Annotated in this window: 17 protein-coding genes; 9 read left to right on the top strand and 8 right to left on the bottom strand. The window is 40.4% G+C overall.

Features of this window, described 5'->3' with window-relative positions:
- Positions 1-130: 130 nt before the first annotated feature.
- The 3 genes from DN748_RS09835 to DN748_RS19425 all read right to left on the bottom strand — a co-directional run bounded on the left by DN748_RS09835 (position 131) and on the right by DN748_RS19425 (position 2,544).
- On the bottom strand, positions 131-1,372 hold the full coding sequence (locus tag DN748_RS09835; RefSeq protein ID WP_112371617.1) for a FecR family protein: 1,242 nt from the start codon (positions 1,370-1,372) through the stop codon (positions 131-133).
- Between the two features lie 164 nt (positions 1,373-1,536).
- Positions 1,537-2,139 (bottom strand): DUF6088 family protein, encoded by a 603-nt coding sequence (locus tag DN748_RS09830; protein WP_112371616.1) that lies wholly within the window; start codon positions 2,137-2,139, stop codon positions 1,537-1,539.
- A gap of 105 nt (positions 2,140-2,244) precedes the next feature.
- The gene (locus DN748_RS19425; protein ID WP_410528311.1) at positions 2,245-2,544 is read right to left on the bottom strand and encodes an RNA polymerase sigma factor; all 300 of its coding nucleotides are present in this window, start codon (positions 2,542-2,544) and stop codon (positions 2,245-2,247) included.
- On the opposite strand from DN748_RS19425, the gene DN748_RS09820 reads away from it, so the two are divergent.
- Both DN748_RS09820 and DN748_RS09815 read left to right on the top strand, forming a co-directional pair.
- Entirely contained in the window at positions 2,480-2,722 is a 243-nt protein-coding gene (locus tag DN748_RS09820; RefSeq protein WP_112371614.1) for a hypothetical protein, read from the top strand. The two genes, DN748_RS19425 and DN748_RS09820, sit on opposite strands and share 65 nt — an antisense overlap.
- On the top strand, positions 2,713-3,018 hold the full coding sequence (locus tag DN748_RS09815; protein WP_112371613.1) for a type II toxin-antitoxin system RelE/ParE family toxin: 306 nt from the start codon (positions 2,713-2,715) through the stop codon (positions 3,016-3,018). The genes DN748_RS09820 and DN748_RS09815 overlap by 10 nt, the downstream gene beginning before the upstream one ends.
- Positions 3,019-3,072: 54 nt before the next feature.
- Here DN748_RS09815 and DN748_RS09810 read toward each other — a convergent pair whose 3' ends face one another.
- The 3 genes from DN748_RS09810 to DN748_RS09800 all read right to left on the bottom strand — a co-directional run bounded on the left by DN748_RS09810 (position 3,073) and on the right by DN748_RS09800 (position 5,107).
- Positions 3,073-3,687 (bottom strand): RNA polymerase sigma factor, encoded by a 615-nt coding sequence (locus DN748_RS09810; protein WP_112371612.1) that lies wholly within the window; start codon positions 3,685-3,687, stop codon positions 3,073-3,075.
- A gap of 411 nt (positions 3,688-4,098) precedes the next feature.
- The gene (locus tag DN748_RS09805) at positions 4,099-4,662 is read right to left on the bottom strand and encodes a PIN domain-containing protein (protein ID WP_112371611.1); all 564 of its coding nucleotides are present in this window, start codon (positions 4,660-4,662) and stop codon (positions 4,099-4,101) included.
- Positions 4,652-5,107, bottom strand: a complete 456-nt coding sequence (locus DN748_RS09800; protein WP_112371610.1) for an excisionase family DNA-binding protein — start codon at positions 5,105-5,107, stop codon at positions 4,652-4,654. Before DN748_RS09800 ends, DN748_RS09805 begins: the two co-directional genes overlap by 11 nt.
- Before the next feature lie 211 nt (positions 5,108-5,318).
- Here DN748_RS09800 and DN748_RS09795 point away from each other — a divergent pair, with 211 nt between their 5' ends.
- The 7 genes from DN748_RS09795 (at position 5,319) to DN748_RS09765 (ending at position 10,673) form a co-directional block, all read left to right on the top strand.
- Entirely contained in the window at positions 5,319-5,528 is a 210-nt protein-coding gene (locus DN748_RS09795; protein WP_146746590.1) for a hypothetical protein, read from the top strand.
- Positions 5,529-5,953: 425 nt separating this feature from the next.
- Positions 5,954-6,499, top strand: coding sequence for a sigma-70 family RNA polymerase sigma factor (locus DN748_RS09790; RefSeq protein ID WP_161554531.1), 546 nt, complete (start codon positions 5,954-5,956; stop codon positions 6,497-6,499).
- 399 nt (positions 6,500-6,898) lie between these two features.
- Complete coding sequence (locus DN748_RS09785; RefSeq protein ID WP_161554530.1) at positions 6,899-7,780, top strand: helix-turn-helix domain-containing protein; 882 nt, start codon at positions 6,899-6,901, stop codon at positions 7,778-7,780.
- 449 nt (positions 7,781-8,229) lie between these two features.
- Entirely contained in the window at positions 8,230-8,706 is a 477-nt protein-coding gene (locus DN748_RS09780) for a MauE/DoxX family redox-associated membrane protein (RefSeq protein ID WP_112371606.1), read from the top strand.
- Between the two features lie 37 nt (positions 8,707-8,743).
- On the top strand, positions 8,744-9,862 hold the full coding sequence (locus DN748_RS09775; protein WP_112371605.1) for a hypothetical protein: 1,119 nt from the start codon (positions 8,744-8,746) through the stop codon (positions 9,860-9,862).
- A gap of 38 nt (positions 9,863-9,900) precedes the next feature.
- Positions 9,901-10,230: a hypothetical protein gene (locus DN748_RS09770; protein WP_112371604.1), complete on the top strand. Its 330-nt coding sequence runs from the start codon at positions 9,901-9,903 to the stop codon at positions 10,228-10,230.
- Positions 10,231-10,340: 110 nt separating this feature from the next.
- Complete coding sequence (locus DN748_RS09765) at positions 10,341-10,673, top strand: DUF6520 family protein (RefSeq protein WP_112371603.1); 333 nt, start codon at positions 10,341-10,343, stop codon at positions 10,671-10,673.
- Positions 10,674-10,801: 128 nt separating this feature from the next.
- On the opposite strand, the gene DN748_RS09760 is transcribed toward DN748_RS09765, so the two are convergent.
- Together DN748_RS09760 and DN748_RS09755 are read right to left on the bottom strand one after the other, a co-directional pair.
- Positions 10,802-13,678, bottom strand: a complete 2,877-nt coding sequence (locus tag DN748_RS09760) for a M16 family metallopeptidase (protein ID WP_112371602.1) — start codon at positions 13,676-13,678, stop codon at positions 10,802-10,804.
- A gap of 37 nt (positions 13,679-13,715) precedes the next feature.
- Complete coding sequence (locus DN748_RS09755; RefSeq protein WP_112371601.1) at positions 13,716-15,134, bottom strand: RagB/SusD family nutrient uptake outer membrane protein; 1,419 nt, start codon at positions 15,132-15,134, stop codon at positions 13,716-13,718.
- Positions 15,135-15,136: the final 2 nt, after the last annotated feature.

Here is a 15,136-nt window from a genome sequence, read left to right as displayed (position 1 = left end):
CCTGTCTTCGGAGCTTGTTTGCCGCATCCTCCGAAGATTTTTTTTGCCCGGTACTTCCCTTTACGGTACAGCCAACCCGGCAGTGCTTCTGGTATTACTGCTTCATAAATCTTATATATTTGGTGTTACACTACGGTGCAGTGTGTTTTTCCTGGGGTGTCTCCAGGGCCTGTATGGTTATTCTACTCCCTTCCCGGTGGTACCGGAACGGTTTTAATTTTGCGAGAATGCGCATTACCAGTTCAAGGGAATCTTCCTCGTGGAAGGAAGATGTTAGTTGTTCGGTGTCCAGCGCGGTGTAAGTGTTCTTTATCGTCACATTATAATGGCGTTCCAGTTTGCGAAGGATAAGGGCAAAAGGATCGTCCATAAAATATAACTCCCCGCTGGTCCAGGCGGTGTACTTATGCACATTCACGGCAGCTATGGTCATACTATCCTTATCCAGGGTGGCCATTTGTCCGGGGGTGATCTTCCGGATATCTTCCGCCCCGCTGCGGTACACTCCTACACTCCCCTCTACGAGTACGGTATACGGGCTGGCTTCGTTATGGTAACTCGTTACATTAAACCGGGTGCCATAGACTACCGTGTTCATATCGCGGGTAGCCACGGTAAAGGTGCGGGTGGTATCGCGGGTTACTTCGAAGAAGGCTTCCCCATCGAGGTAGACTTCGCGGGGCTTTCCGGGCAGAAACTGCCGCGGGTAGCGCAACGTAGAGCCGGCGTTCAAATATACATGAGAACTATCAGACAATACTAATTCAAATTGCCGGCCATAAGGCACCGAAAGCTTATTATACGCCGGCCCCGTTGTTGCATTGCTCACCCTATTGTTATAGACCAAAATATGCTTGTCCTGTTGGCCCACCGTCTTACCGTCTTTGGTGGTGATGGTTCCCGTAGCGTCATTATCAATGACGTGCAGGGTGCCGTCTTCCAGTTGCAGGGTAATTTGTGGTGCTGTTGGTGTCCCCTCCCGTTGCCATAATCCAAACTGGAATACCCCCCATAAAGCAAGCCCGGCAAGACCTGTAAAACCAGCAGCGACCTTTAGCCAGGTACTACCCTCCCATCCCTTTTGGGTAGCTCTTGTACTTACAGGTTTGGCTTCCGTACCGTGTTTGATATTCCGGAAGACTTCTTCAAAATCCTGGTGTACGTACCTACTTGCAGCGTTAGCCTTTTCGTTTATGGCCCTGTTCCATCCCCGGACCATTTCGGCGGCTTCGGCTACCGTCTCTTTCTGCCAGGGATGCTCTCCCAGGAAAGCTTCCCAAAATTGCTGTGAGTCTTCATCGGGGTGTAGCACCCATTGCTGGAAGTACTCGTCCTGGCAAAAATCTACCGTTTTGTAATGCTTGTATTTCATACGAACCGGAAATTGAAGAACCCTTTTTATGGGTCTCTATGATAAGAGAGGAAGAAAATGGCGGTTCGTGTAGGGTAAAATATGAAAAAAAAAAATGAAATTAACACATAAAACACTGTTTTTCAATGTGTTTATCTTCATCAGGGAGTGTGTAAAATCCTATTTTATTCATGGTCCAGAGCCTTTTTCATAACCTTCTGAATCCATACCGGGGCCAAGGCTATATCGTAAAGAAGATGTTTTTTATTTTCTTCTTTGAGCAGGGCTATAATCTTTCTCTCTTCCTTTGCTGTTAATTGTTGTTGTCCTATCTCGCGGAGGGCCTGGATAACCAACCCACTTATTTCGCCTTTAGCAGACAGGTTTTTTGGCGTGGTTTTTTTTAGCTTAATGGTTCGCTTTCCCAATTTTATTTCACGAGGAGCCCCATCAGTTAGAAAAACCAATTTCATGGGTACTTGCGTACTAAGCCCCAGTGCACTCATGGCATATACCCCAGTAGGTACTAACCTGATTTTGTCCCGCTTAGCAATGGCTTTAGCGATTTCTTCTGCCGTTGGTATTACTTCGCCCACATATTTGCTTATTTTGGGACGAACATATATACCTTGCGCTATTCGTCGTATGTATCCTTCTTTTTCCATACGATGCAATGCCAATCGTACGGCATCTGACGACCCGAATTGCCTGAAATCATCGGGAAATAGTAATACCCCCCGACCCTTTCCGGATATATGTTTTTTCATTTTGAATGCTATACTTTCCATTATTAACACTTCTTTATTTGTAACAAATTTAGCAAATATTTGTTACAAAACAAGGAACGGTATACAAATTAAAACAAGATCATGGCATCTACTGGTTTTGGGTTATTACCTTCCCATCACCTGCCTAAGCTTTTCAAAAGCCTGCCGAATATGGTAAGAGACATTATCCTTTTTAAGGTTCAATACTTCGGCAATCTGGCTATAGGATAGCCCGGCATAAAATTTAAGGTGTAATACTTCCTGTTGCCGTTGGCTAAGTTGTGCTCCCGTCTTTGAAAACCGATCATATCCATTATATACCAATGTATTAATTTTGTATCTTTGAAAAAAGGTTACTATTATGGATCTGGAAGCACGTAAAATATCTTTTGTACAGGAATTTTTAAGACTGCAAAATGAAGACATTGTTAGCGGACTTGAAAAACTGTTGCGCAAAAGAAAAGCGGAACTCATAGAAAATAATATGGCTCCTATGACTCAGGAACAGTATGAGGCTGAAATAGACCAGGCTATGGATGATTCTAAAAACGGAAGAATGATTAAGGCCACCGATCTTAAAGCTAAAATCAACAAATGGGGTTAGAAGTTTACTGGTTGCAACTTGCCGAAGATAAACTTAATTATTACAGTGTAAGAGCGGGAAAACGTGTCGCCAGGAAATTGGTAAATGAAATTGTGGATGCTACCATTGGTATCGAAAAACAGCCTGAAATAGGCCAGATAGAGCATATCCTCAAGCACAAAGAAAAAGATTTTCGTTACCTGGTCTGTAAAAACTATAAAATTTTGTATTGGATAAATTATCCATATAACCGGATCGAAGTAGCCAACGTGTTCGACACCCGTCAAAACCCTGCCAAAATGAATGAAACTCTTTGAAGGGATGCTTAAGATGCTTCTTTTCGGTAGCATTACCTCTCCCGGGCAGGGTTATTACGTTCCCATCACCTCCCTAAGCTTTTCAAAAGCCTGCCGAATATGGTAAGACACGTTATCTTTTTTAAGGTTCAATACCTCGGCAATCTGGCTATAGGATAGCCCGGCATGAAATTTAAGGTGCAATACTTCCTGTTGCCGCTGGCTAAGTTGGGATAATGCTGCTTGTAGTTCCCGGTGGGTTTCCCGGGTCTCCCATGCCAGGTGTACATTAGGCTCTTCGGTGGCTATCTCAGGCCATTTATCGTCTTCATCTATGGTGTGAAGCAGCTTTCCCGCTTCCCGGGCTTGTCGGATCATCGTTCTTCGCAAACCCACCAATAGATAGGCTTTTAATACTTGAACTTTACCAAGCCCTTCCCGGTGCTCCCACAGGTAGATAAAAAAATTCTGAATGGCATCTTTCACTAATTCACGATCGCGTACCATTTGTAATCCGTAATGATAAAGCACGGAAAAATGCCGGGCATACATGGCACAAAAAGCCTCCCGGTCCCCGGCCTGGAAACGCTGCCATAATTGCATGTCATCGGTGAATTGGTCCCTGGTTATACGATCCCCGTTCCGGTTGGTATCCGACACATGCTGCCTCAAAATAAAATCGGCTTTCATGTCATACTGTTTTGTGTAAATCACCGGGTATGAATATACCGGGCCAACATTAGCTACCAGGGATGGAAAAGATAGCTACATAAGGTTCTTTTTGTTTATACATGATCCGAATAATAAGATCACTATAACGCTTCTCTGTAGGCCGCACCTTACCGGGCAGCCGGGAACTTGGTTTCCGGGATTTGGGCTTTTTAAGGGGATGGGATGGCTGTTACATACCGTAACAGCTTAGGGCTAAATTATGAATTATTTTTATAAAACAACAATTATTCATTAAAATTCGTTATAGTACGAAGGCCGGAAAGGCTGTTTTATAGTAGCCTACCAGTGTGCCTAAGATTAAAGAATTCCGTAGATGTTCTTCTTATTAATACGCTTTACAACCAATGGGGTATAATCGTCTTTGAAAAATTACAACTGCGAGTGTAGAAAATCAGCAGTATCATTCAACCCTTGTTTCCTTAAAATATCAAGAACTTCAAATTCGTTTAAATCCGGATTTCGCCGATTCAAAACTAATTGTTTGAAAGCCTTAACGGCTTGATCTGTATTTAAATCAATAATATCAGTTAAAAAATCATCAGCCGTTTTAGCCGTTAAACCAAAGGATGCCAGGTAATCCTGGGGGAAATCTTTAGTATTATTAGTGACAATTACATTAGCATTGGTCTTTATGGCGGCTGCTAAAACATGGCAGTCTTTTGGATCTGGTAACCTTAAATGAGTAATCAGTCCCGTATAATTCGTGACCAAAGCATCAGGAAAAGCCAGATTCGCTTTTTCTACTCTTTTTAAAGCCTCTTGTTCACTTACGCCTTTGCGCTGCATCACATCTTTCCATTCATCAAAGATATGCTGACTCCATTTTGGGGTATACATTTCATAGTATGCAAACCAAAAAAGCAGATCTCTTGTCTCTATAGGATAAATAACGTTGGTGTCCAGAACACATTTGAATCTTACACTATGAATCATATAATCCCAATTCTTCGTCAGCCTTCATCATGTCAATGATATGTTGTTTCTGACTCTTTTTCATTTTTCTTTTGTAGCGCATAACATCCTCAAACCTGACTCTCCTGTGCTTACCGACTTTGGTGTACTCAATCGCACCGTCTTCGAGTAGTTTAACTAAATGAGGTCTTGAACATCCCAAAATTTCGGCAGCTTTTTGGGTCGTTACTTCTGTAGCCACCGGAACAAGAGAAAACGGCTTACCCTGGCTCATAGCCTTTAAAATTTCGCCCAGAAGTTTTAATGCACGCAACGGGATTCTGATGCTTTCATGGGTCTCTTCAATTTCAATTTCCGGATTTTCCGACTTTAATTGTTCTATAACAGCGGCTAACGCTTCATAGGACTCTATGGCTAACTTTTGTTCGTCCTTTGAAGGTCTGTTTATTTTTTTTATTGGTTCCATGATGGTTGTGAATTGCTTTCCAGTTTTACAAAAATAAACGAAATAAACGAAACATCGTTGTAAACTAACGTTAATAAAAAAATAATATCTTTAAGTAAACGTTACTGCGATAATATTCATTAGACATTTATTAAGCTGTTCGTCAATTGGCTTTTCTGAGAATTAAGCTGTTTGGGGTTAGATTCTCATAGCTATTACAATTTAAATCACAATGACCCGAATACAAAAAATGATCATCCGGAAAATGGCCCAGGGCTATACACAGGCCGAGGTGTCTGGCTATCTCAAAAACCGGGACATTCGCCCGTGTAGTTTAAGCACTATAGAAAAGGAGCTCAGTAAACTCAAAAAAGAGTTTAAGGCACAGACCATCATACACCTGTTCGTGCTACTGGCCCGAAAGGGCCATATCAAGATATAAACATTGGTTTTTGTTAAAGTACTCATATTCTTTCCGGTAAGAACCGTATTTGGATATCTTTGTCTTTGCTAATCTAACTACCTATTCTAAGAACACCGGCATCCGGATGAGAGTTCCGCACTTCGAAAAATATTCATTTTTTAGGGGAAAGTGACCGGTGTTTTCCCTTTTTCTACACTTTATTACGGCAAGCCTCAAAAGGTTTACAAATCGCGTACAGACCTGATAAGGACCATCGAATTTCTGAAAAACTGCTTGAGCCCCCAAGCAGCATAAAACAATAATTTTAAAAATTAGCAAGGCATTTGAAATATTCTAAAAAGTGTTATCAGATAAGTCTGTCTTCAATTTCACCCTCAATTATTGTCAACAATTCCTACATTTTTTTATCTCTTTTAAAAGTGTGCCATCAATATCTCATAGCCTTGGAAAAATCGCAAAAAATCACCAGTGAGGTGGTGGAAAAACTGTTTGTTAAATACTATACCCCTTTGGTATATTTTGCGCGCACGTTTATGGCAGATACAGCACGGAGTGAAGATATCGTTCAGGAAGCCTTCATTCAATTATGGGAGAAAAGCGATAAAATAGTAATAAAATCCTCACTCAAATCTTATTTGTACATGATGGTCAAAAACGGTTGTCTCCTTGCGCTAAAGAAGGTAAACATCGAGGATATACGCGATATCTCTTCCTTACAAGCGGCCTTATTCCTTGCCGATAAGGATGACTATGTGGCACATGCAGAACATCATAATCGGCTTATTCATCAAATACATAGCGCCATGGAGCGCTTTTCAGATCAGAAAAAAAAGATATTCATTATGCGCTATTTTGAGCAAATGAAATATGAAGAAATTGCAGAAGCCCTGGCCATATCTGTAGGTTCTGTGAAAAAGCAGTTGTACAGAGCGAAAGAAGATATCATAAAGCTCACCATGTATTTTTTCAAACCCTTTCTATCCTTGTAACAACGACATGGTACGACGCTAAACCAGGATTTGGAATTTCCCCTAATGTAACCAGATTAAAGTGTTTTTTTTTAATCCTATTGTACCATGTAGCTCCCTTTTGATATCAGATCAGAAGGGAGTTTTTTATTTCTATATTCTAAAAAATCCCTCTTAGATAAGAATTAATCCCTCTTAGATAAGTTCTATTGCTTCATAATACGTAATTTCCTACTTTAAAGAAATGCGTTCATTTTATAACCCTCAAGATGAAACACCCCTCAACATCGCACCGATCCCCCAAACTATATGTTACAGGGAGTATGCAACACCCCAGTTGAGTAGATTGACAAACAACTCACCCTTAATTTAAACCACCTCAAAATGTACTTACCCAACCAAACCCAAACCTACTATCTGATGCAAATATTGAGTTTGATCTTTACCGGGAATTTCAGTTACCGGCTCAACCTCTCTACAGATGATCCCATATTTAATACCGTAATCCGGAATATTAACCACATGTCTGAGCTTATGGAGCAGAAATTAACTGGCCGCGAAGGCGATATACTTGCCGACACTCCAGGAGACACACTCGCTTTCACGCTTGATCATGCATTTCGTATACAAAAATTTAACCGGTTTGCCGAGTTGTGTTTAGGTACCTCTCCAGGCACATTAACTGGAACCGACTTTTCCTCACTACTTTCCGAAGGCAACCTGGATAACTGGGAATATGCCGTACTACAGCTCACTACCCGTACCCGTCACTTTTTTACCAATTTAATCTACAAAACCCATCACGGCGAGTACCCTACCTTCTCCTTTCTATTTCGGGCCCCCGATGACGGAACCTTATACCTTACCTCACAGCGACATTCCTTTACAGAACAGGAACTCGATCAAAAATTATCCCGGGCCATGAAAGACATAGAACATCATATGCCCTCCTCACCTGGTACACCACAACCACAAAATAGTGAAGAAGAGCTTATCCATAACATCGCGGCCTATATACGAGAACATATACAGGAGCCCTGGCTTACCGTAAAAGGACTTGCTACGAAGTTTGGGATCAACGAGAAAAAACTGAAATCGGGATTTCATACGTATTACGAAACCTCCGTTTATCATTATTATACCAATATAAGAATGGAACAGGCACTACACCTGCTTAAAACCACAGACCAGTCTATAGTGCAAATCGCCGATAGCACCGGGTATAAGGTGCTATCGAGTTTCTACCGCTCCTTTAAACAATACTTTGGTTGCAGCCCGGGAAGCATCAGGAAAAACCGCTAAGCGACCAAGTGAGCAATTTCACACATTATATAGCCTGCTGGTCGTTACTATTTGCAAAAACGACTGGAAGGTTCCCGGAATTAGGAAGAAAAAGTACGGAATTGCGAATAAAATAGTACGGAATTAGGAAAGATTAGTTTATTTATTTACAGAACTTTACATCAGCGAAAAACCTAAAATAAATTTGAACTATCATGATTTTTAAATTTTTCGTTTAAACATGTCAGAAGCCCGGGGCAAAGTGAACGTGCAGACCGGTAAAAAGAAAACCTGCTGCTCCGGGCTTTAAAAATTTAAACTAATTAACCAACACCTATATAATGTTAGGCTTAGGGAGTTATGTGTAGTTTTAAGAACCTGGTCGGAACACGTCATAATTTCTACTACTCCTTAGCTCCCTCAGTCCTGACAAGAATTAATAATGTAAACAACCTAAATCTACCCCAAAGATGAAAAATGTTGTATTAACCCTACCTCGTTTTGTGCTCAGGCATCGAAATATCATTTTGGAAATTATCTGTTACCTCTTTATTTTCCTGTTCCTTTATGCTGCATTCAGTAAACTGATGGACGTACAGAAATTTCAGGTCCAGATGACGAAAAGTCCATTAATTACCAGTTTTGCACCACTTTTAGCCTGGGGTGTTCCTATCCTGGAAATTATTTTAGCCTTTTTTCTTTTTATGCCACGGTTACGTATTTACGGTTTATATGCAGCATTCTCCCTCATGTTCGTGTTTACCGGATACATTTTTATTATCCTAAATTATAGCCCCTATGTACCCTGCTCCTGCGGGGGGATATTAAGTAGTATGGGTTGGGGAGAGCACCTCGTATTTAATAGCGCTTTTACATTACTGGCCATTTTTGGAATATTAATAAATAACAGACCTCAAACCAAAACACAGGCTTATGTTATAGCTTAACCAAAAAAAATATCTATATACCTTAACCACCCCAACCATGAAAAGAACCGACAAAAAATCACTCCTCCTCATAGGGCTTTGCGCCGTCGCAATGATAGCCGTACTGGCGGGATTATATGCACTTTCACCTCTTAGCAGTTATGAAATTTACAGAGGCAGTTTTGATCGTAAATTTTTACCTGAGGGCAGCGTGGAGCGTACCGCTGTCTTAGATTTAGGCCTTAATTCATTCTACTTATCAGGAATTACTGACGATGCCATTTATGTGAGTAATTACACCGCTCCGGCCTATTTAATGCGGGCAGATCATGAACTTAAAGATACTGCGGTGCTACCCATCAATATTCAATTGGAAAAAGTAGATAATCCAAGACAGTTCAGGGCCAGGGTACAACCACCATATATTTATCTTTTTCATGGCATAAAACCCGCTATTTTACGTGCGAACCTAAAAGAAAGAGTTGCACGACAATTTATGCAGGATAGCGCTTATTTTGTGGATGCCATCCCTATTGATACGACCAAATTTGCAATCAAATTTCACAGCAAAATTCAACAAGCTTACCAACTTGCTCTGGAGACGAGTTATGAACCCTATTTCAAACCCAACTACAATATCTTGGAAAAGCAAAAGGACGGTTTGTTTTCTGTAGACGGAATTATGCATTACAGTAAAGAACTACAAAGGCTTGTTTATATCTATCGTTACAGGAATCAATATAATGTTATAGATCAAGACCTTAATCTCGTCAACAGGTTTAACACTCTGGACACTATAAGCTGGGCACGTTTTGAAACGGCGCGAATTGAATCTGACAACTCTTTTACCCTAACCTCACAACCCTCCGTTACTCAGCGCTCCAGTGCACTTGATGGGCAATATTTATATAACATTTCAGGTATTATGTCCAAAAATGAAAATGAAGACAACTTTGCAGCAAACTCTGTCGTAGATGTTTATAATATAACCAATGGTAATTATTTGTATAGTTTTTACATCCCAGCCTACAAAGAGCATAGAATGATAAAATTTAAAGTACTCGGGGATTATCTGGTAGGGATACAAGAACAATATCTGGTAAGTTATCACATCCCCAAACCTGAGAAAAGTTTATCTAATACCTCATACCATAACAACCAGTTGGGGCAAAAATAAATTTTAAAAAAATAGTTGAACCATAAATTACTTAAAAGATGAAAAGAAGAAGAATGCTGTTTGGAATAGTATTCCTGGTTGGTATCACCTATTCCACAACTAAAGAATTGATCCCCGAATATACTCATGTAAAGGCATATATCACCGAAAATGATTATTTCGAAAATGTCCTTTACTGTTTGCCCCTAACGGTGACTTGCGAAAGTGCAGGAGATTATGTCTGTTCTGCCAAATTAAATGTATCAGAAGGAAATGATATTACTAATAGGGTATACCGGGATATTAATTGCACCCTCCAATCAAATCATTCCAATCAAACGGCTATTGTTTCAAATATGCCGGTTTATAAATTGGTGGAACCTGAATAGAAAATAAACTCTTAAGACAATACCCTTATTACCGGTAATATAAGGCCGGGAAGAAGCCATGCCTGGTAAACCAAAGTTGGCCCTAATATTAATCATTAAACCAAATTATCATGAAAACAAAAAAAGTTTTTTTCGGAATGCTGATAGCTGTTTTTGCTATTGGAAGCGCAGTAGCTTCTGCTTTTGCACCAGAACTCGTACGTGTTAAGGTTTATCAAACAGAGTCGGATGCAGACAATAATATTGTTACTTGTCAGCCAGTAAACACTACATGTGAAAGTACTGGTGACCAACCGTGTACTGTTATTCTTGATGTTGAGGAAGGGAATAATACAACCTCTGCAGCTTATCAGGATAACAACTGTACACAGTCTTTGATGAACGATAATGCAATACCTTTTGATAGCGGAGTATCCGTCTATCAGCTGGTTGAACCCAATTAATTTTATTTAATAAGGGTTGTCGAAACATTTCGACAGCCCTTATTTAATTAACATAGGTGAAACCTTATAATAAAGTCCCATCATTAACACAACAATCTCCCTTATACCTTATATCATCCCAACATATTTTACTTAATTTCATGTTCGGGTATTAGCCTTAGTATACTCGCACAATGATCGGCCAGATATCTCCGTGCCGCCTGTTGGATATCTGCGGGGGTAATAGTATCAAGTACTTCCAGTTCTTTCCAGAGCATATCCAGAGGGAGGTTAGTTTGGCTCTGACTCAACAAGTAATCACTCATTAACTTGGGCTCGTTAAGTAATCTCGTCAACTGCATACGAACAGTGTCAACTGCGTTCCGAAAAATCACATCCTCAATATTTCCATCCAGAACAGCCTTAACTTCCTCTTTAACCAACTGTTCCACTACATCCAGATCAGCTACACTGGTCATTCCTCCTGACCGCCCATTGGTGATACTGATACAAAAAGTAGATGGGTCTAAGGTAAGTCGCGTATTGAGCCCCCAATAACTACCCTCATTTCTTGATCTTAAGTAGATTATTCTATCAATCAGTTTTCCCAGGACTTTTATTCTCACACGGTTTGTTGGAGTATCCGAAAAAACCCCCGCATAAATTAGTGCAATCTTATATTGATTTCCAGGGTCCGCAAAAGATTTAAAAATTCCGGATTTCGGATCGGCTGTCTGCGCCTCCGGTCTTTCACCTTTAACCGGCAAGTTCCCCAAGTAGCGACTAACCAAGGGTTCAATAACATCTACATCAAAATCACCACTGATTACAAACGTCAGATCTTTTGCACGCCTAAATATTTCCATATAAAACTCTAATGTCTTTTCTAAAGACATAGCCTCGATATCTGCCATACTAAGGTTATCTTTTTTTTGAGGTGTCTGCCCCATAATTTCACTTTTAACCACGGTATAAATTGAAGAAGATTTTTCCATGTGGTCTGTTTTCACTCGTTTTTTAGCACGGTTCACCCAATCAACAAACGCCATTTTATTTCGATTCGGGGCTGTAGCATATAAATAGACCAGTTGCAACATGCCCTCTATATGAGAAGCACCCGTCTTTCCGTTAATCGAAATACCATCTTCTAAAACTTTGGTAGATACCTGTACCCCGGTGTTTTTTTCGTACCGGGCCAGATCAAATTTATCCCAACCGCCTACACCTCCATGGGCTACAATGCTTCCAGCCTGCAACGCTGTCGTTTTATCCTCCCCATAAAATAAGTCAGCTCCTCCCCACCCCTTTCCATATAAGGTGACTCCCAGATTTTTAGGGTTGGCCACAGGGTATAACAATACCGAAATACCATTATTGAGTAGTAATTGGGTAATACCAGTACTCTTGATACCAGACGATGTATACGAAACTTCATTAAGTGCGGCAAGTTCCTTATCGGATAATAAATTGGATAGTCCTCTTGTTTTGCCTTCGGTATAAGAAGCAAGATCAGATTCTTTTATTGCAGCAATCCAGTCTGAAATTTGTTTATCATTGGGTAGGGTTGACGCATCAATGCCTTCAGGCAGCAAAATAACCACGTCCCGGTCCGGGGCATCCAACCAATGCTGGGCGTACTGTTGTACATCCTTAGCTGTGATAGTATTCAATAATTGAATTGCCACACGCTGTTCATCTTCCGGGTCCAATGGTATTCCCCCAAAAAGAAAATGATTGATGTATTGCTGAGATAATCGTCTATGGGTTTTTAATTCGACCTTCAAATGTTTTATCACCAATTTTTTCGCTTTTTGCAATTCTTCCGGGCTAAAGCCATGTTGATATACCCGTTGAAGTTCTGTCATGATTTGGTCAAATGCCGGCTTAAATAAAGTGATATCTTGAAGCCTCCAGCTTGTTTTCAAGGCTTCAATTTGTATTGTGCGGGGAAATGGCTCTTCATATTGAAATACATTACCGGTGATGGGTGCATTATACTGTTCATGAAGGTGTGCTAACCGGGGTTTTATCATGGTTTCATAGAGCGATGCCAATAGTTTTTCCCGGTATTGTTCCTTATCGGCAATACGATCATTTATTCTATCCGTATTGCGTTTGTAGTAAAGTTCAACCTCCACATCCTGATTTTTTGAGGGTAAAACAACTACCTGGCTGCTGCCAGGAAGTGAAATCCGTCGTTGTTTTTGAAATTTTGGGAGAGACTTTTCCTTTGGTATATTTTTCATAGGAAGGTCACTAAAATAGGCTCGAACCTGCTTTTCTACACTATCTACATCAACATTCCCAACAATAATTAACGCCTCTTGATCCGGACGGTACCAATCCCGGTAAAACTTAACAAGGGATTCTAGTTCGAATGAACGGATATTTTGGATCTCTAACTGTTTTGCTTGGGGATCTATGTTTCGATGTCCCTTTGGTCGATTTAACAGGATAAAACGTTTTTTTTTCGTAAGTGCTCCCGTTATACCCTTCGTTTCTAATTCCTCAAGAACTGTGGTCCGTCCAAGTTTTGCGACCAAAGCAGAATCCATCAGAGCCCGTTCAATTTGATCATATCGGGCATATATCCGAAGTCGTTTCAGGCTTTGCTCAAATAATTCCGAATGCCCTTCGGGTATACACCATTGATATTTTACGCGATAATCTCCTGTATTCATTATCCAACCTGATAATTGATTATCTGAATAATACTGAGCCATGTCTCCAATTTCCGAAATTTCCATCAAAACCAGCATGTGTTCTATAAGATGCGCAAGACCGAGCTGATCCGAATCTTCTAATCGTGATCCAGGTCCTATTAACTGGAACTGGATACCTGGCTTTTCACCCATTGAGATATCCTCAAAATGCCGTATGTAATAGGTGAAACCATTTTCTAACTTCCCCCTTCTTAAATGGGGGTCCATGGGAAGGGTATCCAGGTCATGGTTTTGTCCATTAAGAACTGACACCCCCCATGTAAATATTAAAACCGTATATAATAATAGGCTTATTTTCATCATCTGAATATTTTGTTTGGCAAATTTGCCTGTGACACACCTAATAACCTGGATTTTGATGTCCCCTTAAAGCAGGGTTATTGTTGATCTCCTGTTGAGGAATAGGCCATAACAAATCATCCTGCATAATTTCAGGTTTAATGGAGCTTAAGACCTCCACAGCCCTCCCCGTACGTTTAAGATCATGCCAGCGATGTCCCCATTCAGTAAATAGCTCTACCTGTCTTTCATGCATAATAATTTCCAAGAGGTCAGTTTGTGATATAGTGGGGTTTGTCTCTGAAATCATGGGTAAATTGGCCCGCGACCGAATAACATCTACATCGTCAATAGCCAGTGCTAATTCTCCCAAATGAGTATGGCATTCCGCTCGTATTAAATATTGTTCCGCTAAGCGGAATATGGTTTGGTATTCAATTCTGCTGTTTCCCGTATTATTAACTTTATACTTATAAGGGGCATACAGCCCCGAAGGATCAAGTCTTATCCATTCACTCTCTCTTAAATCTCCGGGTTCAAAATTGTTGAGAAAATCACTTTTCAGTGTGCTGAAATAGTTCAAGTAAAAAGAAGTCCCAAAAAAGATACCTTCACCAGTAGCTAAATTATTTCCACTTCTTGATAACCAAGGGGGTAATTGCCAGATGGATTCCCTATTGTTGGCAACCGTAATATTATTCAGTTCAACTAATTCATATAACTCATCGCTAATGACCTCATTGGCCATTACGACTCCTTTTTCCCATTTTTCCTGATACAGGTATACTCTTGCCAATAGAGCTTTGACTACACTATTATTTGCTCGTATTCGTTGCCCATTCCCGGGATAGACATTCGGTAGTAGATCCAGGGATTTGATAAGGTCGGTCTCGACCTGGATATATATGTCTTCCACAGGTGTCCGGGGTATATTGGCATTTAGGGTATAGTCTGATGTAGTTACCAGGGGAACAGCCCCAAATAAATTCAACAAATCAAAATGTGATTTAGCCCTGATAAAAAGGGCTTCGCCTACCAATTGATTTTTTAAATCATTGGAGAGGGTATTTGAATTTTCTGTGTTTTCCATTAAAACATTCGCTTGATAAATCAAAGAGTATAAACTCTGCCATATCCCTTGGACGTAACTATTATCCGCAAGAATATTGTTTTCTTCATATTGAAGTAGAATGGCATTATTAGCCTGCGGATGGTATAATTCCCCAGAAGCCAACCCCAGTGCGGCTTGAGATCCGTTAAACCCACCTTCGTAGAATAAATTGGACGTGCGTTGCATACTCTCATATACCCCTCTCAATGCAGCCTCAGCTGTCCCTGCATCTTCATAAACTGTTGCTCTATCCATAAATGTGGTTGAAGGCATATCCACATCAACAAGATCTTCACAAGAGAGGGATAAGAATGCTATACTAAAACCCCATAATAGTTTTTTAGTAGTATTATATATATTGTAAATCATAA

It is taken from the genome of Sinomicrobium soli, assembly GCF_003285545.1.
GTDB lineage: Bacteria > Bacteroidota > Bacteroidia > Flavobacteriales > Flavobacteriaceae > Sinomicrobium.
Note: the sequence above shows the minus strand (reverse complement) of the source record. Positions and strands in the feature narration are given on the sequence as shown.